At 64.4% G+C, this 21429-nt stretch carries 23 protein-coding genes; 14 read left to right on the forward strand and 9 right to left on the reverse strand.

Annotation, left to right across the window (positions count from 1 at the left end; all coding sequences use genetic code 11):
* Window positions 1–45: 45 nt before the first annotated feature.
* The 3 genes from Q0L25_RS21090 to Q0L25_RS21100 are packed head-to-tail and all read left to right on the forward strand — an operon-like array spanning window position 46 to window position 2738.
* Window positions 46–771 carry a ParA family protein gene (locus tag Q0L25_RS21090; protein WP_296617714.1) on the forward strand — a complete coding sequence of 242 codons (726 nt, stop codon included), beginning with the start codon at window positions 46–48 and terminating at the stop codon, window positions 769–771.
* Between the two features lie 13 nt (window positions 772–784).
* Complete coding sequence (locus Q0L25_RS21095; protein ID WP_296617716.1) at window positions 785–1390, forward strand: hypothetical protein; 606 nt, start codon at window positions 785–787, stop codon at window positions 1388–1390.
* 16 nt (window positions 1391–1406) lie between these two features.
* Window positions 1407–2738, forward strand: a complete 1332-nt coding sequence (locus tag Q0L25_RS21100; protein WP_296617717.1) for an SPOR domain-containing protein — start codon at window positions 1407–1409, stop codon at window positions 2736–2738.
* 171 nt (window positions 2739–2909) lie between these two features.
* On the opposite strand, the gene Q0L25_RS21105 is transcribed toward Q0L25_RS21100, so the two are convergent.
* Window positions 2910–4106, reverse strand: a complete 1197-nt coding sequence (locus Q0L25_RS21105) for a dihydroorotase family protein (RefSeq protein ID WP_296617719.1) — start codon at window positions 4104–4106, stop codon at window positions 2910–2912.
* Window positions 4103–5092, reverse strand: coding sequence for an aspartate carbamoyltransferase catalytic subunit (locus Q0L25_RS21110; RefSeq protein WP_296617721.1), 990 nt, complete (start codon window positions 5090–5092; stop codon window positions 4103–4105). Before Q0L25_RS21110 ends, Q0L25_RS21105 begins: the two co-directional genes overlap by 4 nt.
* Before the next feature lie 118 nt (window positions 5093–5210).
* Between Q0L25_RS21110 and Q0L25_RS21115 the strand changes: the two genes are divergently transcribed.
* Window positions 5211–6116, forward strand: coding sequence for an AraC family transcriptional regulator (locus Q0L25_RS21115; protein ID WP_296617723.1), 906 nt, complete (start codon window positions 5211–5213; stop codon window positions 6114–6116).
* A 148-nt stretch (window positions 6117–6264) separates the two neighbouring features.
* The gene (locus Q0L25_RS21120) at window positions 6265–7167 is read left to right on the forward strand and encodes an AraC family transcriptional regulator (protein WP_296617724.1); all 903 of its coding nucleotides are present in this window, start codon (window positions 6265–6267) and stop codon (window positions 7165–7167) included.
* Here Q0L25_RS21120 and ruvX read toward each other — a convergent pair.
* Together ruvX and Q0L25_RS21130 are read right to left on the reverse strand one after the other, a co-directional pair.
* Entirely contained in the window at window positions 7164–7631 is a 468-nt protein-coding gene (gene ruvX / locus Q0L25_RS21125) for a Holliday junction resolvase RuvX (RefSeq protein WP_296617726.1), read from the reverse strand. The genes Q0L25_RS21120 and ruvX overlap by 4 nt on opposite strands.
* On the reverse strand, window positions 7628–8779 hold the full coding sequence (locus Q0L25_RS21130; RefSeq protein ID WP_296617728.1) for a DUF3089 domain-containing protein: 1152 nt from the start codon (window positions 8777–8779) through the stop codon (window positions 7628–7630). Before Q0L25_RS21130 ends, ruvX begins: the two co-directional genes overlap by 4 nt.
* A gap of 86 nt (window positions 8780–8865) precedes the next feature.
* Between Q0L25_RS21130 and gatC the strand changes: the two genes are divergently transcribed.
* The 3 genes from gatC to Q0L25_RS21145 are packed head-to-tail and all read left to right on the forward strand — an operon-like array spanning window position 8866 to window position 11071.
* Entirely contained in the window at window positions 8866–9153 is a 288-nt protein-coding gene (gene gatC, locus Q0L25_RS21135; protein WP_296617729.1) for an Asp-tRNA(Asn)/Glu-tRNA(Gln) amidotransferase subunit GatC, read from the forward strand.
* On the forward strand, window positions 9153–10637 hold the full coding sequence (gene gatA / locus Q0L25_RS21140; protein ID WP_296617731.1) for an Asp-tRNA(Asn)/Glu-tRNA(Gln) amidotransferase subunit GatA: 1485 nt from the start codon (window positions 9153–9155) through the stop codon (window positions 10635–10637). The genes gatC and gatA overlap by 1 nt, the downstream gene beginning before the upstream one ends.
* 50 nt (window positions 10638–10687) lie before the next feature.
* Window positions 10688–11071, forward strand: coding sequence for a hypothetical protein (locus Q0L25_RS21145; protein WP_296617733.1), 384 nt, complete (start codon window positions 10688–10690; stop codon window positions 11069–11071).
* A gap of 17 nt (window positions 11072–11088) precedes the next feature.
* On the opposite strand, the gene Q0L25_RS21150 is transcribed toward Q0L25_RS21145, so the two are convergent.
* Window positions 11089–11298 (reverse strand): hypothetical protein, encoded by a 210-nt coding sequence (locus Q0L25_RS21150; RefSeq protein WP_066590278.1) that lies wholly within the window; start codon window positions 11296–11298, stop codon window positions 11089–11091.
* A gap of 87 nt (window positions 11299–11385) precedes the next feature.
* Window positions 11386–12630 (reverse strand): cysteine desulfurase-like protein, encoded by a 1245-nt coding sequence (locus Q0L25_RS21155; protein ID WP_296617735.1) that lies wholly within the window; start codon window positions 12628–12630, stop codon window positions 11386–11388.
* A 111-nt stretch (window positions 12631–12741) separates the two neighbouring features.
* On the opposite strand from Q0L25_RS21155, the gene Q0L25_RS21160 reads away from it, so the two are divergent.
* The 3 genes from Q0L25_RS21160 (at window position 12742) to Q0L25_RS21170 (ending at window position 15022) form a co-directional block, all read left to right on the forward strand.
* Window positions 12742–13770 (forward strand): aspartate-semialdehyde dehydrogenase, encoded by a 1029-nt coding sequence (locus Q0L25_RS21160; protein ID WP_296617736.1) that lies wholly within the window; start codon window positions 12742–12744, stop codon window positions 13768–13770.
* 170 nt (window positions 13771–13940) lie between these two features.
* A complete protein-coding gene (locus tag Q0L25_RS21165) occupies window positions 13941–14588 on the forward strand; it encodes a 2-hydroxychromene-2-carboxylate isomerase (RefSeq protein ID WP_296617738.1) in 648 nt (215 codons plus the stop codon).
* Window positions 14585–15022 carry a GFA family protein gene (locus Q0L25_RS21170; protein ID WP_296617739.1) on the forward strand — a complete coding sequence of 146 codons (438 nt, stop codon included), beginning with the start codon at window positions 14585–14587 and terminating at the stop codon, window positions 15020–15022. The genes Q0L25_RS21165 and Q0L25_RS21170 overlap by 4 nt, the downstream gene beginning before the upstream one ends.
* Before the next feature lie 10 nt (window positions 15023–15032).
* Here the strand turns inward: Q0L25_RS21170 and Q0L25_RS21175 are convergent, their stop codons facing one another.
* Genes Q0L25_RS21175 through Q0L25_RS21185 form a run of 3 tightly spaced genes read right to left on the reverse strand, consistent with a single transcriptional unit; the run spans window position 15033 to window position 18142 of the window.
* Window positions 15033–16610 carry a DHA2 family efflux MFS transporter permease subunit gene (locus Q0L25_RS21175; RefSeq protein ID WP_296617741.1) on the reverse strand — a complete coding sequence of 526 codons (1578 nt, stop codon included), beginning with the start codon at window positions 16608–16610 and terminating at the stop codon, window positions 15033–15035.
* Window positions 16603–17697, reverse strand: coding sequence for an HlyD family secretion protein (locus Q0L25_RS21180; RefSeq protein WP_296617742.1), 1095 nt, complete (start codon window positions 17695–17697; stop codon window positions 16603–16605). The genes Q0L25_RS21175 and Q0L25_RS21180 overlap by 8 nt, the downstream gene beginning before the upstream one ends.
* Window positions 17690–18142, reverse strand: a complete 453-nt coding sequence (locus Q0L25_RS21185) for a MarR family transcriptional regulator (protein WP_296617744.1) — start codon at window positions 18140–18142, stop codon at window positions 17690–17692. Before Q0L25_RS21185 ends, Q0L25_RS21180 begins: the two co-directional genes overlap by 8 nt.
* 80 nt (window positions 18143–18222) lie before the next feature.
* Here Q0L25_RS21185 and Q0L25_RS21190 point away from each other — a divergent pair, with 80 nt between their 5' ends.
* Genes Q0L25_RS21190 through Q0L25_RS21200 form a run of 3 tightly spaced genes read left to right on the forward strand, consistent with a single transcriptional unit; the run spans window position 18223 to window position 21293 of the window.
* Window positions 18223–18666 carry a GFA family protein gene (locus tag Q0L25_RS21190; protein ID WP_296617745.1) on the forward strand — a complete coding sequence of 148 codons (444 nt, stop codon included), beginning with the start codon at window positions 18223–18225 and terminating at the stop codon, window positions 18664–18666.
* Complete coding sequence (locus Q0L25_RS21195) at window positions 18647–19408, forward strand: alpha/beta fold hydrolase (RefSeq protein WP_296617746.1); 762 nt, start codon at window positions 18647–18649, stop codon at window positions 19406–19408. The genes Q0L25_RS21190 and Q0L25_RS21195 overlap by 20 nt, the downstream gene beginning before the upstream one ends.
* A gap of 55 nt (window positions 19409–19463) precedes the next feature.
* Window positions 19464–21293, forward strand: coding sequence for a M2 family metallopeptidase (locus tag Q0L25_RS21200; RefSeq protein WP_296617748.1), 1830 nt, complete (start codon window positions 19464–19466; stop codon window positions 21291–21293).
* The last annotated feature ends 136 nt before the right edge of the window (window positions 21294–21429 follow it).

The following is a 21429-nucleotide window of genomic DNA, read 5'->3' on the forward strand; positions in this document are numbered from 1 at the left end:
CCCCGTGGCACCTCGCTTCCCGAATAGCGGGGAGTAACAGGATCAATGCGCGTTCTCGCGATGGCATCGCAGAAGGGCGGATCGGGCAAGACGACGCTGTCTGGGCACCTGGCGGTGCAGGCACAGCTCGCCGGAGCCGGCCCCGTTGTGCTGATCGACATCGACCCCCAGGGATCGCTGTCGGATTGGTGGAATGAGCGAGAGACGGAATTTCCGGCCTTTGCCCAGACTACTGTGGCGCGGCTCGCCGCCGATCTCGAAGTGCTGCGTCAGCAGGGTTTCAAGATGGCGGTGATCGATACGCCACCAGCCATCACCATGGCGATCCAGAGCGTCATCCAGGTGGCCGAGCTGATCGTCATTCCGACGCGTCCCTCGCCGCATGACTTGCGCGCGGTCGGTGCCACGGTTGATTTGTGCGAGCGTGCGGGCAAGCCGCTGATCTTCGTCGTCAATGGCGCGACGCCCAAGGCCAAGATCACCTCGGAAGCCGCAGTCGCGCTGTCGCAGCACGGCACGGTCGCTCCGATCACGATCCACCATCGTACCGATTTCGCCGCTTCGATGATCGACGGCCGCACGGTGATGGAGGTCGACCCCAAAGGCCGATCGGCCGCGGAAATCGCCGAGTTGTGGGCCTATATCTCCGACCGTCTCGAAAAGAATTTCCGTCGAACCGTATTTGCCGCGCCGACCGCGATGCAGCATCCCGGCTTCGGCGTGCGTCCGCAGGCCGGCGGTGGCGGCTTCGGCCGCCGAGTGATGAGCTGAGGGCGGCGCGATGATGAGCGACCCCAAGCCCTTCGCCTCCTTGTCTTCCGGCCTGCTCGCCCGCAAGGGGCAGGCGCGCCCGGCGATGCGTCCGCAAGGCTTCACCGGCGGTTATGCGTCGCTGGCCGGGCTCGAGGATCTCGGCTGGAATGACATGGGCCATGTCCCCGAGCCGGTAGCCGACGTGCATCCTTTGCATCAGGACGATCAGATCCAGCCGCCGCCCGAAGGCGTGCCGCCGGTGCTGGCGCAGCGCCATGCATTGAAACAGGAATTCGAGCCGGTGCTCGAGGAACTGCCGAGCGAGGAGGCCGAGATTTCGGTTGAAGCGCCGGCCGAGACCTTGGTCACCGCGCCGGTGCCCGTGCTCGAAACGTTCGAACCGCGTCCGGTCTCGGTCACGGCTGCGAGTCGCATCGCGCGCGCCACCAAGCACAAGCACAAGGCCGCGTTTACCTTGCGTTTGGACGAGGAGCGCCATTTGCGGCTGCGCCTGGCCAGTGCGGTCACCGGCCGTTCGGCCCAACAGATTGTTACCGGGGCGCTCGACGCCTTTTTGGAATCGCTGCCCGAAGTCGCCGAGCTGGCACGTCAGCTTCCGACCCGGGCCAAGGGGTGAATTGGGGGACGTTGCGATGAAGTCGAAGCGATTGACGATGGGGCTCTCGGCGGTCGCGCTTTGCGCCGCGTTGGGCGGCATCTATCAGGGCGCCGCGCTCGCCGGCTCGAAGTCGAGCGCGGTCGATGACAAGGCCGCGGCAACGGATATCGCCAAGGCGCGCAAGGCGCTTGCGGACCGCCAGGGCAACGACGCCGTGCGTTGGGCCGAGGCCGCGGTGGAACTTCGTCCGCAGATCGCGGACTATCGCGCCGTGCTGGGCCAGGCCTATCTGCTCGCCGGTCGCTTCGCGTCGGCCCGCACCACGTTCAATGATGCGCTGACGCTGTCGCCTGGCGATGGCAAGGTCGCGCTTAACCTGGCGCTCGCCCAGATCGCCGAGGGCGATTGGACCGGCGCGCGCCAGACGCTCGACAGCAATTCTGGATCGATCCCAGTCAGCGACCGGGGTCTCGCCATGGCGCTTGCGGGTGACCCGATCAGCGCGGTCAATCTTCTGTTGCCGGTCGCGAAACAGCCGGGTGCCGACGCCAAATTGCGTCAGAATCTGGCGCTCAGCCTGGCGCTCGCCGGCCGTTGGCAGGATGCCCGCATGGTCGCCGGCATGGACTTGTCGCCCGCCGACACCGACAAGCGGATCACCGAATGGGCCGCATTCGCGCGTCCCGCATCGCGTTACGATCAGGTAGCGACTTTGCTCGGTGTCACGCCGGCGGCCGATCCCGGCCAGCCGGTCGCGCTCGCACTCAACGCCAGCACGCCGGTCGTCGCCAGCGCGCCGGCGCCGGTCGATGCCTATATGCCCAAGGCGCAGGCAGAGGTTGCGGTCGCGTCCGCGCCGGTCAGCACCGGCACTGCTGCTCCGGTCGCAGTCGCTTCCGTCGCACCGGCGCCGACGGTCAGCACGGTGGTTTTCGGGCCGCGTGCCGAAGTAGTTCAGCCTTTGCCGGTCCAGCCGGCGGTAGGCAGCAAGGCGCCGCTCATCAAGGCGCCGAAGACGGCCATCAAGGCCGCAGCATTCGTCAAACCCATGGCTGCTCCAACCACCCCGGGCGCCGCCAAGGTCAGCGTGAGCAAGGGCAATTTCTATGTCCAGCTCGGTGCCTATGACAGCACGGGCGTCGCCCGCGATGCCTGGGCCCGGGCCTCACGCGCTTATTCGGGCTTCGCCGGCCATGCCCCCACGGGTATGTCGGTGACGGTCAAGGGCAAGAACTTCTATCGCCTGTCGGTCGGCGGGTTCGACCGCGCCGGCGCCGCGCAGCTCTGCGCCAGCTATCGCGCCAAGGGCGGCACTTGCTTCGTTCGCGAAAATGCCGGCGATCAGGCGGTGAGCTGGAAGAAGTAAGGAACCACTTCGCCGTTAAACCCCTCTCCCGCATGCGGGAGAGGGAGGGGCCCGCCGCGAAGCGGTGGGAGGGTGAGGGTCTTTTTTACTCCTCCGGGACTTTGGCCGCTCAGAAGAAGAAAGAAGACCCTCACCCAAACCCTCTCCCGCAGGCGGGAGAGGGCTTTTATTTTAGGCCGAAATCTCTTTCCCGCCTTTCCACAAGCGGAGTACTTTTCCTTGGGTCGGCAACCCGTCGAACGGCGTGTTTCCGGCCCTCGCTTTCATGGCCTCGCCACGGATCTGCCAGGATGCTTGCGGATCGAGCAGCATCAGGTCGGCAGGCTGGCCGGGTAGCAGCCTGCCGGTATCGACACCCAGCAGCTCTGCCGGATTGATCGCGAGCATCGCGAACAGTCGTTCGACCGGCAGGTCGAGTCCCAAGCTTAAAGCGAGCAATGTCTCGGCGCCCGATGCTCCGGGAGACGCGTCGGCGAAGGGCAACCGCTTTTCCTCGGGTCCACGCGGATCGTGGCCCGAGCACAGCACGTCGATGGTACCGTCCGCCACCGCGGCCAGCGCGGCCTTGCGATCGTCTTCGGATCGCAGGGGAGGGGACAGATGGGCGAAGGTGCGGAAATCGCTCATCGCGTTGTCGGACAGCAGCAAATGAGCAGGAGTGACGCCGCACGTCACCTGGACACCGCGACGTTTTGCCGAGCGAATCAATTCGAAGCCGGCTGCCGTCGTGACCTGGCGGAAATGGAGCCGCGCGCCTGTCTCTTCGGCCAAGGCGATGTCGCGCGCTATCGCTAGTGCCTCGGCGATGGAGGGCGCGGCGGGCAGGCCGAGCCGCGTCGCGGCTTCGCCTTCGGTCGCGACTGCGTTGGCGGTCAGACCACCGTCCTCCGCATGCGCGATAACGGTCAGGTCAAGATCGCGCGCATAGGCCAGCACTTTGCGCATCACGCCCGAATCGGCGATCCAGCGCCGTCCGGTGCCGACCGCTTTGGCGCCCGCACCTTTCATGATCGCCATTTCGGCGAGATCGGCCCCCTGGAGGCCTTTGGTTGCCGCCGCGATCGGGTGGATCCACAGCAAGGGCTTACCGACCAACGACGATCGCTGGACGATGCCGGGATCGTCTAGCACCGGCGATTGGTCGGGCATCAGCCCGACGCGAACGATGCCGCCGGCGCGGAACGCCTCGCGATCGATCGCGAACACGCCGAGATCGACGATTGCCGGTGCAAGCAGCTTGCCCCGACAATCGATGACTTCCGCGTCGGGGGCAGTATCGACGATACGGTCGCCGACGACGTGCAATTCGCCATCGGCGACACCGTCGGGCCGCATGATCCGGGCGTTGACGAAGCGGAGTGCGGTCATGCCCAGCCCTCCACCTTGCGCGCTCGCCGGGTCAGCACATCCAGGCAGGCCATCCGCACGGCGACGCCCATTTCGACCTGCTCGGTGATGGCTGAGCGCTCGATATGATCGGCGACATTCGAATCGATCTCGACCCCGCGGTTCATCGGTCCCGGGTGCATTACCAGCGCGTCGGGTTTGGCGAGCGCCAGCCGGTCGAGCGTCAGCCCGTAGCGTAAGTGGAATTCGCGTGTGGAGGGAATGAACGCGCCAGACATCCGCTCGTTCTGGAGGCGCAACATCATCACCACGTCGGCGCCATCAAGCGCGGCGTCGAAATCGGCGTAGGGCGTAACGCCCATCCGTTCGATGGCTGCGGGCATCAGCGTTGCCGGCGCCACGACGCGCACTTCGGCGGCCAGCGCGGTCAACGCCAGGATGTTCGACCGCGCCACGCGGCTGTGGAGGATATCGCCGCAAATCACCACGCGCTGTCCCGCGATGTTGCCGCGCCGGCGCCGGATCGTGAGCGCGTCGAGCAGCGCCTGGGTCGGGTGCTCGTGGCTGCCGTCGCCGGCGTTAAGCACCGGGCAGTCGACCTTGCCGGCGATCAGCCGCACGGCGCCCGAACTCGAGTGGCGGATGACGATGACGTCGGCGCGCATCGCGTTGAGGGTCATCGCGGTGTCGATCAGCGTCTCGCCCTTCTTCACGCTCGATTGCGCGACCGCCATGTTGACGACATCGGCGCCCAGCCGCTTTCCCGCAATCTCGAACGACAGCAACGTCCGCGTCGAATTCTCGAAAAACGCATTGATCAGCGTGAGGCCGTCGAGTCGCTTGTTGGGCTTGGCGCGGTTGCGGTTCGCCTCGACCCATTGTTCCGCTTCATCGAGCAGGAACGCGATCTCGTGTGGTTGCAGGCCGGAAATGCCCGTCAGGTGCCGGTGCGGAAAGACGGCGCCGCCCTCGATAAGGGCGGCGGGACGATGATCGGAATGTCGCATTAAAGCCGTCGCCTAAACCCGCCTGAGGTGCGGTGCAAGTCCGCAACATCACTGATAGTCTCCAATGCCTTTTGCGAGTCCTCTGCACGCTCCTGATAAACCTGGGGACCGGTGGAGCATGGCTAGCATTCAAACGATCAGCGCTCAGCGCGATGCTGTCGATATCCGCGTCTACGCGCCGGATGAAAGCCTGCGCCCGCTCGTTTCGTCTTATTACTTTCTCGAATCGATGGGGCCATTGGCCGATTTCGCGCCGCCCGAACAAGCCAATATTCGTTTCGCGATCGAAGGCGTGTGGAGGCTGGGGGGCAGCGACGGCAAGGAGCCGATCAAACCGTCCAACGCGTCCCTGTTCGGTCCCAGCGATCGCGCCCGTCGCTTCGCCACCGATGGCGGGCTGCTGATGGGGGTCGGGCTTACGGCGAGAGGTTGGCTCACGCTCATCGGTGGGCATGCGTCGGACTTCGCCAACCTGATCCTTCCGTTGGGGAGGCAATTGGGTCCGTCCGGACTCGAGATCCTGGGACGGCTTGCGCACGCGTCCGGCGACTCCGAGCGCGTCGCGATCCTCGACGCGATCCTCCGCGACAGGCCAGCGCGACAGAACGCCTATTGTGCGATCGCTGCCCAGGTCCAGGATGCCATCCAGTCCGGACGAATCGAGGATGTCGCCGACTTGGCCGAGACGGTCGGCGTCGAGCATCGCAGGCTCTTGCGGGTTTGTACGTCCGCATTCGGTTTTCCGCCGGTCCGCCTGCTGCGTCGCCAGCGCTTCCTGCGGACGCTGAACCGGATGCGGGATCGGCGGGATCAACCGATCGGTAAGCTGATCGATCCGAGCTATTATGACCAGGCGCATTTCAACCGCGAGTTCAAGGCGTATATGGGGATGACGCCGCGCGCCTATTTTGGGATGCCGCACGAAATCGTCGATCGCGTGATGGAGGCCAATGACGGAGCGTCCGATCGGTGGCGTGGGGATCGACGCGAACCGTCGCAGGCAATGGGCCGGGAGCGATACTGACGCAGAAGACGCGGTTCCTGTCCCAAGGACTGGTAGCGGCGTCGGCCGACCAATCGCGCGGGCCGCATGCGGCCGAGCTGACCTTCATCCAATCTTGGGGGCTTACCTCCGTGTTCGTTTTTGGACAAAACGGACGCAGAGGAAAAATATGACCAGTCCGCCTGTGATCGGTGCGTCGCGCGGCGCACCGGAAATTCGCTTCTACTTGCCTTCCGAAAGGCTGCGTCCCCTGGTCACGTCCTATTATTTCCTCGAATCGGCGGGGCCGTTGGACGATTTCACCCATCCTGAATGGGCCAATATACGCTTCGCTCTGAATGGCGTGTGGCGGTTCGAGGACGGCGGCATCAAGGATGCGATCGAGCCGTCGCGGGCGGCATTGTTCGGCCCTACCGATCGCGCACGGCGCTTCACGACTGATGGCGGATTGGCGCTCGGCATCGGCCTGACGCCGCTTGGTTGGCTGACGCTGATCGGTAGCGACGCGTCCGACGTTGCCAACCTCATTGTCCCGCTGGATAGACAATTGGGCCCGTCGGGTCCGGCCATCCATTCGCGGCTACTCGAAGCGCGTACCGACGCGGAGCGCATCGCTGTCGTCGATGCCATCCTCGCGGCGCGCCCGCCAACACAGAGCGTCTATCGCGAGCTGGTGGTCAAGGTGCAGCAGGCGTTGCTTTCGGCAACGGCCGACCAGGTCGGGGATCTCGCCGAGCAACTGGGCATCGAACAGCGCACGCTGCACCGCGTTTGTACCGCCGTGTTCGGGTTTCCGCCGGTGCGATTGTTGCGCCGTCAGCGCTTTCTGCGCACCTTGGCCAAGGTCCGCGACCGGCTCGACCAGCCGCTCGGCGAGCTGATCGATTCGGGCTATTACGACCAGGCGCATTTCAATCGCGACTTCAAGGCCTGTATGGGGATGACCCCGCTCGCCTATTTCCGCTTGCCGCGCGAAGCGTTGCGTAGGGCGGCGGAGGAACGCCACCGCGTGCTAGGTGCGCCGGTCCAGGGCCTGCACGTAGACCAAGATGAGACCGGGAAGGGCGATTAGGGCTTAACGGCAACGAGCCCGTCGATCGCGCCCTGCAGGATGTAGCTCGCCGCCAGCTTGTCGACGCGTTCGGCGCGCTTGGCGCGGCTCAAGTCCTCGGCGATCATCTGACGTTCGACCGCCTGGGTCGACCAGCGTTCGTCCCACAGCAGGATCGGCAGGCCGAGATCGGCGATATTGCGCGCGAAGGCGCGCGTCGACTGGGTGCGCGGCGAGTCGGTGCCGTCGAGGTTGAGCGGCAGGCCGACGACAATTCCCTTGACCGATTGAGCGGCGGCCAGCGCTACCAGCGCCGCCTTGTCGGCAGTGAACTTGGTGCGGCGGATCAATTCGGCCGGGCTGGCGAAGCTCCAGCCGGCATCACACAGGGCCGTACCGATCGTCTTCGTCCCGACGTCGAGCCCGAGCAAGCGTCCGCCGGTGGGCAAAGCGGCACGGAACGCGGTGCGATCCTCGGTAATCATCGGTTCTTCGCGCTTGGGGAAGGGGTGGAGGCCGCTACAGGCTTGTCACCGGCGAAGGTCGCAAACCGGCGCGCGGCATCTTTCCGGACGTTCACCCAGAACATCGAATAATCGAACACATGGTAATTATTGCCGGGCAGGACATAGCCGCCGAGATTGACCGGCTGGCCGATCGACAGGAAACCGCGCCCGAAACATTTGGCGGGGACGCCGGGCACGCCCAAGATCGCGCTGCCCAGATCCTTGGACGGGATCAGCGTTCCGAGATTGTCTTTCGCTTTCGCAGCGGCGCCAGGCGTCCCGGTGACCGGATTGGTGCAGACCATGTCGGTGCCCTTGCGCGGCTTGCCGTCGAATCCGGAGGTCGCGTCGTAGACGTCGGTGATCATCGACGGATCGGCGGGCTCGGCGAAGCTTTGCCACGACAGGATGCAGCCGGCCTGCTCGGCGGTAGCGCATTCGGGCAAGCCGAGCGCGGGAAGGTCATGGAGCTTCGAGATCGGCCAGCCGACGACGTACGCCGCGACGATCCGCTTCGCGAGCGGCTGGCCCGCTACCCGTTCGCGCAACAGGCGTTCGAGATGAAGCGCGCCCTGGCTGTGCCCTGCCAGGATGATCGGACGATCCGGGCCCACCTCCTTGAGGAATTCGTCGAACGCCGCGAGCACGTCGCGATAGGCGAAGTCGAGCGCCTTCCGTGCCTCGGCCCGGCTGGTCAGGAATGCGCCGAACGTCGCCTGGCGATAGCGCGGCGCCCAAATCTCGCCGGTCTCGTTGAACGCCGAAGCCTGGCCGCGAAGGAAGACCGCCGCGGTATTGTTGGCCTGGGCATCGTCGAGCGGGGCGTTCCAGTGCGCGCGGTCGATATACGAGGTGGGGTGAATGAAGAAGACCGCGGCCGCTGGTTTCTCGCCCGGTTTGAAATCGGCCGGCGTCCATAGCGCGGGATTGTTCGGGATATCCGGCCGCGCCAACCACATGGCGGGCTTTTCATAAGCTTCTGCTGGGGTAATCGGCCCGCCTTCGAATTGCGCGCTCGGGATCAACGCCGCCTTCATCAGGTCTTTGCCGTAGAAGCGGTAAACGAACGCACCTGCGCCGACGAGCAGGATCAGGACGATCATCAAATACAGAAATTTGCGGGCCAAGAACGCGCTCCGATTGTCGTCCGGGTCCCGTGCCCCATCGTCGCGGCGGTTGCAATCGTGGCGGCCGCTCTGCTAGCCGCGCGGCCATGTCCGTAGACGCTGCAACCGTGAAGAAGATCGCGAGCCTCGCCCGCATCGCGATCACCGACGAGGAAGTCGCGAAGATCGCGCCCGAACTCGACAACATCCTGGGCTGGATCGAGCAATTGGGTGAGGTCGACACGTCCTCGGTCGAGCCGATGACCGCCGTCATTGCCAATCATCTCCGTCTCCGCGACGACGTTGTCACGGATGGCGGCAAGCGCGACGCCGTGCTGGCCAATGCCCCCCAGGCCGAACACGGCTTCTTCACCGTGCCGAAGGTGATCGAATAATGACCAATCTCACCGATCTCGGCGTCCGCGAACTTCGCGACGGCGTCCGCGCGGGCACTTTTTCGGCGCGCGAAGTGGCCGATGCGCACATCGTCGCCGTCAGCAAGGCGAAGCAACTCAACGCCTTCCTGGTCGAAACCCCCGATCACGCGATCGCGGCGGCCAACGAAGCCGATGCCGCCCGCGCCGCGGGCGAAACGCTCAAGCCGCTGGCCGGCGTGCCGATCGGCATGAAAGACCTGTTCTGCACCAAGGGCGTGCAGTCGGCGGCCGCGAGCCATATCCTCGAGGGGTTCAAGCCCGAATACGAATCGACCGTCAGCCAGAAATTGTGGGATGCGGGCGCAGGCATGTTGGGCAAGCTCAACATGGATCAGTTCGCGATGGGATCGTCGAACGAGACCAGCTATTTCGGCAACGTCATCTCGCCCTGGCGACGCGCGGACGGCGGCAACGCGCCGCTCGCGCCCGGCGGATCGTCGGGCGGCAGTTCAGCGTCGATTGCGGCGCGCTTGTGCCCCGCGGCGACCGGGACCGACACCGGCGGCTCGATCCGCCAGCCTGCGGCCTTCACCGGCATTGCCGGGATCAAGCCGACTTATGGCCGCTGCTCGCGCTGGGGCATCATCGCCTTCGCTTCGAGCCTCGACCAGGCCGGGCCCATGGCGCGCGACGTACGCGACTGCGCAATCATGCTCGAGGCGATGAGCGGGTTCGATCCCAAGGATTCGACCAGCCTCGAGCTCGACGTGCCCAAATGGGAGGCCGGGCTCAACGCCAGCCTGGCGGGCAAGCGGATCGGTATCCCGAAGGAATATCGCGTCGACGGCATGCCTGCCGAGATCGAGGCGCTCTGGCAGCAGGGCATCGACTGGGTGAAGGATGCTGGCGCCGAGGTGGTCGAGGTGTCGTTGCCGCACACCAAATATGCGCTGCCGGCCTATTACATCATCGCTCCAGCCGAGGCGTCGTCGAACCTCGCGCGCTATGATGGCGTGCGCTACGGCCTGCGCGACTTGCCGGAGGGCGCCAACCTCCAGGAAATGTACGCCGCGACCCGCGCGGCCGGCTTCGGGGCGGAGGTCAAGCGCCGCATCCTGATCGGCACCTATGTGCTCTCGGCAGGCTTTTACGACGCTTATTACACTCAGGCGCAGAAGGTGCGCACGTTGATCGCACGCGACTTCGACCGTGCCTGGGAAACCTGCGACCTGCTGCTCACCCCGACCGCGCCCTCGGCGGCGTTCGCGCTCGGCGAGAAGTCGGCCGATCCGATCGCGATGTATTTGAACGACGTCTTCACCGTGCCGTCGAGCCTGGCTGGTCTGCCGGCGATGTCGGTGCCGGGCGGCCTCGACAAGGCCGGGCTGCCGCTCGGGCTCCAGGTGATCGGCAAGGCGCTCGACGAACAGGGCGTGCTCGATGCGTGCCTGGCGATCGAGGAGCGCGCCGGGTTCACGGCACGACCGGACGCCTGGTGGTAGCGGCAGCCTAAACGCCTCTGCTACTGCATGTTTGGACACCGGAGGTTCGATTGACCCGAACGCTGGGGCAGCCGCCGCAACATGCCATTTCGGTCGACCGCAAGCGGTCGCTGGTGATCCTGCGGCTTGCGGGGTTTCTGGCGCCTGCCGATGTACAGCGCATCTCCGCCGAAGAGCAGGCTGCCGTCCGAAGCCTGGGCGTGCCCGCCGGCACCCACAATTTCCTGATCGACGCTCGTGCCCTCGATGCTCAGTCGGCGGATGTCGTCGCCATGATCCAGCACACGACCGACATGGTACCGATCAAGCCGCGACGTCTCGCGATCGTCGCGCGCTACGGGCTCAACAAGATCCAGGCCAGGCGCATGATCGGCGAGCGTGAGATCGGCCTGTTCGACAGCGAGGAAGAGGCGCTGGCCTACCTGATGGAGTGAACTGGCGCTCGGCCGGCTCAGTTCCGCTCGACCGAATCCAAGATCCGCGCCCCGGCCATGAACACAGCGATGGGGCAGACGGAGAACAGCATCCAGCCGCCGAACCCGGGATATTGCTGGACGTAATGCACCCCGCGCTCGACCGCGCCGAGGCCCAGGCCATAGATCACCATGAAGGCCTCGAACTTGGTCTTAATGACGAACAGGCGGGCAATCTTGGCGAACATGCCAATCTTCACGCATGACCCGTGCCAATGGCGGAAACGCGTCATTTCGCGTTAACGAATATGGTTACCTGTAAATTTACCCGACAGTCACGAGCGCTGGATCTCGGTCAGTGCGGCGATCAAGCGGTCTACCTCCTCGGCGGTGTTGTAATGGCACAGGCCGACGCGAAGGAGGCCGCCCGTGTCGGCCATGCCGAGCCGAGCGAGAACTTCGACCGCATAGAAATGGCCGGCCCAGGCGAAGATGCCGCGTTTCGCCAGATGCTGCGCGATCTCTGGGGCGGTGTGGCCGGACAGCGTGAAGGAGAAGGTCGGGACACGCCCCTCCATCGTCGGCGGACCCCAGAGCCGAAGGCCGGGGATTGTCGCGAACCCTGCAAGGAGGCGGTTGCCTAGGTCATGTTCGTAGGCTGTGGCGGCGGTCATCGCCGCGACCAGCCGCGAGCGCCGGCTATTCGCAGTTGGATCGGCGGTTTCGCCCAGCCATTCGAGATAGGAGATCGTACCCAGCACGCCGGCCTGGCCTTCGAACGACGGCGTCCCGGTTTCGAAACGATGTGCGCCCTCGTCCCCGGCGGGGCGGACCTTATAGGCGCGGACGCGATCGTCGAGGCGTGGGTTCATCCACAGCACACCCTGATGCGGTCCGAAGAATTTATACGGCGAACAGGCGACGAAATCCGCGCCCATCGCGGCAACGTCGGTGACCAAATGCGGAACCGATTGCACCGCGTCGACATAGACGAGGGCGTCGCTTCGCTCGCGAACCAGCTTCACCGCCTCGGCGATAGGATTGACCGTGCCGAGCGCGTTGCTGGCGACGCCGAGCGCCACCAGCCGCGTCTTCGGTCCCAGCAATGCGGCAAGGTCGTCGAGCGTCCAGCGGCCGGTCGCCGGATCGAAATCGAGCCAGCGCACCGTCATGTCGCGATCTTCGGCGATTTGCAGCCAAGGCGCGACATTGGCGTCGTGGTCGAGCCGCGTGACAATCAGTTCGTCGCCGTCATGCCAGTCGCGAGCGAGCGCGCGCGACACGGCGAAGGTGAGGGAGGTCATGTTGGGCCCGAACGCGATCTCTTCGGGCTGGGCGCCAAGGAGATCGGCGATCGCCGCATGCGCGTCTGCGGACAGGCGGTCCGTTTCGATCGACGTGGCGAACGGTCCGCCCGAATTGGCGGTGCCATCGGTCAGATGCGCCGTCATCGCCCGGATCGCAGCGTCACAGGCTTGCGTGCCGCCGGGAGCGTCGAAATAGGCTGCCGGCTGGCCCTCGACCTCCCGCGACAGAGCGGGAAAATGCGAGCGGACGGCATCGATCGGGAAATTCTGCATCAACCTGACCTTGCTGAGGCGACAAGAAATTGCGCGCTTCCATTCTTACCTGTGGAGCCTAAAGAGCAAGCGCCGCCGCAAGGGTGGTTACGCAAAATTGGGATCGAAGTGATGGGTTACCGTGTGGTCGTCGCTGGCGCGACCGGCAATGTCGGGCGCGAAATGTTGAACATCCTGGCCGAGCGGGAATTTCCCGCCGACGAGATCGCCGTCCTGGCGTCGTCGCGCTCGACCGGCGATATTATCGACTTCGGCGAGACCGGCAAAACCCTCAAGATCCAGAATATCGACCATTTCGACCCGACCGGCTGGGACATGGCGCTATTCGCGATCGGCAGCGAGGCGACCGCGATCCACGCGCCGCGCTTCGCCGCCGCGGGCTGCACGGTGATCGACAATTCGTCGCTCTACCGGATGGACCCCGACGTGCCGCTGATCGTGCCCGAGGTTAACCCGGACGCGATCAACGGCTATACGAAGAAGAACATCATCGCCAATCCGAACTGCTCGACCGCGCAGATGGTCGTGGCACTGAAGCCGCTGCACGATGCCGCGACAATCAAGCGTGTCGTCGTCGCGACCTATCAATCGGTGTCCGGCGCCGGCAAGGCGGGGATGGACGAACTGTTCGAACAGTCGCGCAACATCTTCGTCGGCGACCAGGCCGAGCCGTCCAAGTTCACCAAGCAAATCGCCTTCAACGTCATTCCGCACATCGACAAGTTCCTCGAGGACGGGTCGACCAAGGAAGAGTGGAAGATGGTCGTCGAAACCAAAAAGATACTCGATCCCAAGATCAAGGTCACCGCGACCTGCGTCCGCGTGCCGGTGTTCGTCGGCCATTCGGAAGCGATCAACATCGAGTTCGAAGACGAGATTTCGGCCGAGGAGGCGCAGAATATCTTGCGCGAGGCGCCGGGGGTGATGCTCGTCGACAAGCGCGAGGACGGCGGATACGTGACGCCGGTTGAGTGTGTCGGCGAATATGCGACCTATATCAGCCGTGTGCGCGAGGATTCGACTGTCGATAACGGCCTGTCGCTGTGGTGCGTGTCGGACAACCTCCGCAAAGGCGCCGCGCTGAACGCGGTGCAGATCGCGGAACTGCTCGGTCGCAGGCACCTCCAAAAGGCGGCTTGACGGCAGCGGCCCATTAGAAAATCCTCCCCATCGAAGATTGGGAGAGGGACCTAGACGCGACGCGGCTTGGTGGAGGGGCCGCAGCCGCTTAGCGGCGAGGACGGGACGTTCCCCTCCACCACCGCCTTCGGCGGCGACCCCTTCCCCAAGCGATCTTGGGGAGGATTTCAATGCATCGGGCCGACCTCTATTTCTCTTTTCGTAGCCCCTATAGCTATCTCGCGCTGCCTAAATGGCGTGCGATCGTGCGGGACTACGACCTGACGATCGACCTCAAACCGGTCTATCCTCTCGCGATCCGGCAACCCGATTTCTTCGAACGCAATCACCCCAATTGGCTGCGCTATACGATCCGCGACGTGATGCGCGTTGCGCAGCATCAGAACATTCCTTTCGGGCCGCCGCGGCCCGATCCGATCATCCAGAATATCGCCACGCGCGAGATCGCGGCCGAGCAGCCCTATATCCGCCGCCTCGTCCGCACCGGCCAGGTTGCCGCGCGGCGGGGCAGGGGGTTCGCCTATGCAGATGAAGTGGCGCAGCTCGTCTGGGGCGGTGCGGCCGATTGGCATCTCGGCGATCACCTGGCCGGCGCTGCCGCCCGGGCCGGGGTCGACATGGCGGACCTGGATGCCGAAGCCGAGCGCGATGCCGAGGCGCTCGACGCCGAAGTGGCCGCCAATCAGGAAGCGCTCGAGGCCGCCGGCCATTGGGGGGTGCCGACGCTGGTTTTCAACGACGAGCCCTTTTTCGGCCAGGATCGGATCGACCTGGCCTTGTGGCGGATGGAGCAGGCGGGGTTGGAGAAGCGCGCATGACGTTCACCGGTGCCTGCCGTTGCGGCGCGACGCGCTACGAAGTCGCGGTCGACAGTCTGACCGCGATCTATTGCTGCCATTGCACCGATTGCCAGCGCTGGTCGGGCAGCGCATTCAGCGAGCAGGCGGTAGTACCCGAAACCGCGATCAGCGCGACCGGGCCGGTGGTCGAATTCACGATTACGAATGAGAGCGGAGCGCTGTCGCACCAACGCGCCTGTGGTGTGTGTCACAACCGATTGTGGAACACGAACAGCTCACGGCCGGGGATCGCCATCATCCGCGCCGGCACGCTCGACCATAATCGTACCCTGGAGCCGCGCGTGCACATCTGGGTCAAGAGCAAGCAGCCCTGGGTAGTGATCGCGGAGGACGTTCCCTGTTTCGAGCAAACTCCTCCGCCGGCCGAGTTCGCCGCCATTCTGTCCCGGTGAACTGTCGCGCTTATTCGGCGTGAACGACCTCGACCTTACCCTTGGGCTTTTGGAGCAGCAGGACCAGCGGTAGCACCGCGATCGAGATCCAGGCCATCAGGTAAAAGTCGTCAATATAAGCGATCATGGCGGCCTGTTTGTTGATCATGCCGTCGACCATCTCGAACACCGCGTCGGACAGGATTCCGTATTGGAATATCTGGCTGAGGTTGAGCCCCGGCATGACATGGTCGGTGATGTGCTGCGCAAGGTCGGCATGGCTGGTCTGGATGTTGCGCGCGAGGAATACGGTGACCATCGAGATGCCGGCCGACTGACCGATCGAACGCATCAGGTTGAGCAGGCTGGAACCGTCGGTGCGGTAATTCTGCTCCAGAGTCGCGAAGGCCAGGCTGTTGAGCGGCATGAACACCAAACCCATGCCCAGCCCCTGGATGAAGCCGGACGTGATCACCGGCCAGGAATCCATCTCCAGCGACCAACTCGCCATCGTCCTGAGTGACCAGGCGAACAGCACCAGCCCGACGGCGATCACGATCCGCGTGTCGACCTTGCCGATCAGGCGGCCGGCCAGCCACATGGTGAACAGGACGCCGACGCCGCGCGGCGCCATCATCATGCCGGTCTGGACCACCGAATAGCCGAACAATTGCTGCAGCATGGGGGGCAGCAGCGCCATCGGCGCCATGGTCGACACGCCGATGATGATCATGAAGAACATCGCCGTGACCAGGTTGCGGTTCTTGAACAGATGCCGGTCGAACAGCGGTTTCTTGGCCGTGGCGAGATGGATCAGCGCTACCCAGGCCGCGGCGATCGCGATCAGTCCTTCGAGAATGATTTCCCAGCTCGAGAACCAGTCCTGGTTTTGGCCGCGGTCGAGCATCAGCTGGAAGCTCGCGACAGCCAGGCCGACAAAGGCAAAACCGGTGAAATCGAACGAACGCGTCGCCTTGGGCCGTGACGGCAATAGAAACCAGAGAATGGCGAAAGTCAGCGCGCCGACCGGCACGTTGACATAGAACACCCAACGCCAATTGAAATTGTCGGTCAGATAGCCGCCAAGCACCGGGCCCAGGATCGGGCCGACCATCACGCCCATGCCCCAGACCGACATGGCCTGGGCCTGGCGTTCCTTGGGGTTGATGTCGATCATCGCGGTTTGCGACAACGGATTGATGAACGCGGCGAAGATACCCTGGAAGGCGCGGAAGACGACCATCTCGCCTAAATTGACCGCGGTCCCGCACAAGGCCGAGGCGAGGACGAAGCCACCCGTCGCGATCAGGAACAGGTTGCGGCTGCCTAGCCGGTCGCTCAGCCAGCCGGTCGCCGGCAATGCGATCGCGGTCGCCACGATATAGCTCGTCAGCACCCAGGTGATCGTGTCGGTGGTCGCCCCCAGCGCGGCCGTCATATGAGGCAGCGCGACGTTGGCGATCGTGGTGTCGAGAATCTGCATGACCATCGCACCCATGACCCCGACGGTCAGGAGCGGACGGTTCGAGGTTGCCAGCAGCGGCGGGCTCAGCGCCGGCTGGGCCGGTGCCGCCGCCCGCGGCAATGCTGGCGCGGCGGCACTAGCCATTGGGCTTGGTGTCGACGCTGACGTCGGTCGACAGCCCGGTGATTAACGGACGGTCGGCCTTGCAGGTGATGCTGATGCGCACCGGTACGCGCTGCGTCACCTTGACCCAATTGCCGTTGGCATTCTGGGCCGGCAGGATCGACGAGGACGAGCCCGTGCCGGCGCCGATGCTTTGAACCTTGCCGCACAATTTCATGCCAGGATAGGCATCGAACTTCAGCTCGACCGGCTGGCCGACGCGCATGTTGGCGAGCTGCGTTTCCTTGAAGTTCGCGGTGACCCAGGGCGACGTCACGACCAGGCTGAGCGCGGGCACACCCGACGGGGTGATATTGCCGACCTGCAGCCGGCTGGTCTGGGTGATGATGCCGTCATGCGGCGCGCGCACCACCGTGCGCGTCAGGTTCATCATCGCTTTGTCGCGCTCGGCCATCGCGGCCTGAACCGCGGCGGGAACGCCCGACCCTGCGACGCCGCTGCCGAGCTGGACTTGCGCCTTTTGCGCAGCGGCACGCGCCGTGGCGAGACGCGCCTTGGCGGCAAGGACCTCGTGCTGAGCGGCGTCGAGCGCTGCCTTGGTGGTGAAGCCCTTCTTCCACAAAGCGTCCTGGCGCTGCCAGGTCGCCTGGGCCAGAGCGATATCGGCATTGGCACTTTCGATATCGGCAGCGGCGCTGCCCGTGTCGGTCGCCTTGGTCGAGACATCGACCTTTGCGCTGGCGATCGCCGCATTCGCCTGTTCGAGCGCGATGCGGTACGGTTCAGGGTCGATCACGAACAGAACGTCGCCTGCCTTGACCCGCTGGTTCTCCTTCACGCGTACATCGACGATGCGACCCGACACGTCGGGGCTGATCGACACCGTGTCCTGCTCGACATAGGCGTTGTCGGTGCTCTCGTAACGGCCGCCGGTCAGGTAGAAATAGCCGGCGACCGCCGCGATCAGCAGCGGGACGCTGATCATCAGCGCAAGGCGGATCCAGTTCCGCTTCTTCGCCTGCGGGGCGGGCGCCTCGACGGTTTCGATGACGTTGGCGGCGGCGACCTGTTCGCCCTTGGCCGCTATTTTCGGATCGGCATCAGCCATGGGCAGTCTCGGTCGTACGGGGAGAAGGAAGTGTCAGGAGGTTCGCGCGCATGCGCTCGAGCGATTTGCCCAGCGCGGTCCGCTCAGCCTCACCCATGCCCGACAGCACCTGAACGAACAGGTCGTCAGCCATGCGGCGCAGATCGGCGAGGATCGGCTTCGACTTGTCGGTCAAGAATAGCTGCCAGGCGCGCCGGTCGGCGGGGTCGCGACGGCGCTCGACCAGCCCCGATTCCTCAAGCCGGTCGATCATCCGGCAGAGCGTGATCGGCTCAACCTCGAGCAAATCGGCCAAAGCGCCCTGGTTCAGCCCTTCGTTACGGCTAAGTGTGGTCAGGGTTCGCCACTGCGCGCGCGTCGCACCGACTTCGCGCGCACGCTCGTCGAAACGGCGGCGCATCAACCGCGATACGTCGCTAATCAGGAATCCGAGTGAGTCGCTCATGACGTCACATATAATGAGTATGCTTATATAAAATAGACTCTGACGCAAAAAATTTCGCAGTTGCAGCATGGAGACGGGCGATGGCCGACACGATGACCGGAGGATGCCAGTGCGGGAGGGTGCGATACGCGGCCGCAATAGACAGCGACGATGCCTATCTCTGCCATTGCCGGATGTGCCAGCGGGCGACAGGCGGTGTGTCGATCGCCTTTCGCAACGTTCCCAAGGCAGCCGTCACCTGGGAGCGCGAACCCGATCGCTATCGGTCCTCGCCTTTTGCGCAACGCGGCTTTTGCTCGGCTTGCGGAACGCCGCTGACCTTCGAGTTCGACGAGGGCGAGAATCTCGACCTCACCGTGGGCAGCTTCGACGACCCGTCGCGCTTCAGGCCGACCAGCCATTTCGGCAAGGAGAGCTGGCACGAGGCATGGCTTGACACCAGCGCGCTTCCGGCCAAGCGCACCGACGAGCATCCGCTCCTGGTCGACAAATGGATGAACAGCGTTGGCAAACTCCCCGATTGAGCCGCAATATTTCGACAGTTTCGACGGCCAGCGCATCGCTTGGCGAGAGACGGGGGAGGGGAGGCCCGTTATTCTGATCCACGGCTTCTTTTCCGACGCCGTGACCAATTGGATCCGCTATGGCCATGCGGCCGCCATCGCCGTCAGGGGGTTCCGGGTGATCATGCCCGATCTGCGTGGCCATGGTTCGAGCGCGCGGCCGCATGACGCATCCGCTTATCCCCCCGACGCATTGGCCAAGGATGGCCATGCGCTGATCGCGCATCTGGGCCTCACCGATTACGATCTGGGCGGTTATTCGCTCGGCGCGCGGACGACTTGTCGGATGCTGGCTACAGGGGCCACCCCGCGGCGCGTGGTCTTCTCGGGGATGGGGCTCGAGGGGCTCACCGACACCGGGCGCCGCGCCGGGCATTTCCGCAACATCCTCACCAACCTCGGCAAGCACGAGCGCAACAGCCCCGAATGGTTCGCCGAGGCCTTCCTCAAAACGACCGGGGGAGATCCCCAGGCGCTGCTGGGCGTGATCGACACGTTCGTCAGCACGCCGGTAGACCAGATCGAGCGGTTCACCTGGTCGACGTTATGCGTCAACGGCGTCGACGACGATGACAACGGCAGCGCCGCTGCACTTGCCGACGCGTTGCCGAACGCGCGTTACGTCGAAGTTCCGGGCAACCATATGAGCGCGGTGATCAAGCCCGAGCTCGGTCAGGCGATCGCCGACTTCCTAGCTGCTTGACCGCGGGCTTCCGGCGGGATCAGTGTCGCTCCCATAAGTCAGGGAGTCGTTGAACATGATCCGTACTGCGATGGCGTCGGGCCTTGCGCTTGCGCTGGTTCTTTCCGGGGCCGTGGTTCTCGCCACCGCGCCCGACAAGAATGCTCCTGCGACTGCGTCGGATGCGGATACGTTCGTCGCCAGGGCGGAGAAGGATCTCGCCGACATTTCCGTCGACTCCAATCGCGCCGGCTGGATCAACGCAACCTATATCACCGACGATACCGACGCGATGGCAGCCGAGGTTGGGGCGCGACAGACCGAGCTTGCCGTCAAATATGCGGGCGAGGCCGCAAAATATCTCAACGTTCCCGGCCTGTCCCCGGACACCAAGCGCAAGCTCGACCTGATCCGCAACGGGATCACCCTGCCGGCGCCGTCCCGTCCCGGTGCCGCGGACGAACTCTCGACGATAGCGACCCGGCTCCAGTCCGAATACGGGAAGGGCAAAGGCACGCTGGACGGCAAGCCGATCAACGGATCTGATATCGAGGCGGCGATGGGGACGACCCGCGACCCTGCCAAGCTCAAGGAAATGTGGGTCAGCTGGAACGACAATGTCGGCGTGCCGATGAAGGCCGATTACGCACATCTGGTCGACATCTCGAACCAGGGTGCCAAGGAGCTCGGTTACGCCGATGTCGGCGCGATGTGGCGCTCGGGCTACGACATGCCGCCCGACGATTTCGCCAAGATGACCGACCGGCTGTGGAAGCAGGTCGAACCGCTCTATCTCTCGCTCCACACCTATGTCCGCTGGAAGCTCAACGAGAAATATGGCGATGCGGTCCAGCCCAAGACCGGCCCGATCCGCGCCGACCTGCTCGGCAATATGTGGGCGCAGGAATGGGGGAATATCTACGACGTCGTCGCGCCCAAGGGATCGGGCGATATCGGCTACGATACCGAGGCGCTGCTCAAGGCCAAGGGATATGATCCGATCAAGATGGTGAAGACGGGGGAAGGCTTCTATTCCTCGCTCGGCTTTGCGCCGCTGCCGGACACGTTCTGGGCGCGATCGATGATCGTCAAGCCGGCCGATCGCGAGGTCGTCTGCCACGCCTCGGCCTGGGATATCGACAACAAGCAGGATGTGCGCATCAAGATGTGCACCAAGGTCAATGCCGACGACTTCGTGACGATCCATCACGAGCTCGGGCATAATTACTACCAGCGGGCCTATATGAACCAGCCGTTCCTCTACGAGAACGGCGCCAATGACGGCTTCCACGAGGCGATCGGCGATTTCGTCGCTTTGTCGATCACGCCGAATTACCTCGTCCAGATCGGCCTGCTCGACAAATCGCGCGTGCCGAGCGCGGACAAGGACACTGGCTTGCTGCTGCGCCAGGCGATGGACAAGGTGGCGTTCCTGCCGTTCGGACTACTGGTCGACAAATGGCGTTGGGGCGTGTTCGACGGTTCGATCAAGCCCGACCAATATCAGTCGGCCTGGGATGCGCTGCGGCTGCAATATCAGGGTATCAAGCCGCCCCTCGCGCGCGACGCCTCACGGTTCGACGCGGGCGCGAAATACCATATCCCGGCGAACACGCCGTACATGCGCTATTTCCTCGCCCGACTGCTCCAGTTCCAATTCTACCAGGCCGCGTGCAAGCAGGCGGGCTGGACCGGCCCGCTTCATCGCTGCTCGTTCTACGGCAACAAGGATGTCGGCGCGAAGTTGCAGAAGATGCTGGAGATGGGCCAGTCCAAACCCTGGCCGGACGCACTTCAGGCCTTCACCGGCAGCCGCGAGATTTCGGGTCAAGCGCTGGTCGACTATTTCGCGCCGCTCAAGAAATGGCTCGACGAGCAGAATAAGGGGAAACCGAGCGGGTGGTGAGGTGAGGGGCCTCTCGTGTGACCGTTCTCGCCGTGCTGCCGACCTAGAAACTCGAGGCCGAACCTAACCCCAATCGTCATGCCGGGCTCGTCCCGGCATCCACCGGGCAATAAAACCGCATCTCGGTTTGGGTGGA

It is taken from the genome of Sphingomonas sp. (genome assembly GCF_024508665.1).
Lineage (GTDB): Bacteria > Pseudomonadota > Alphaproteobacteria > Sphingomonadales > Sphingomonadaceae > Sphingomonas.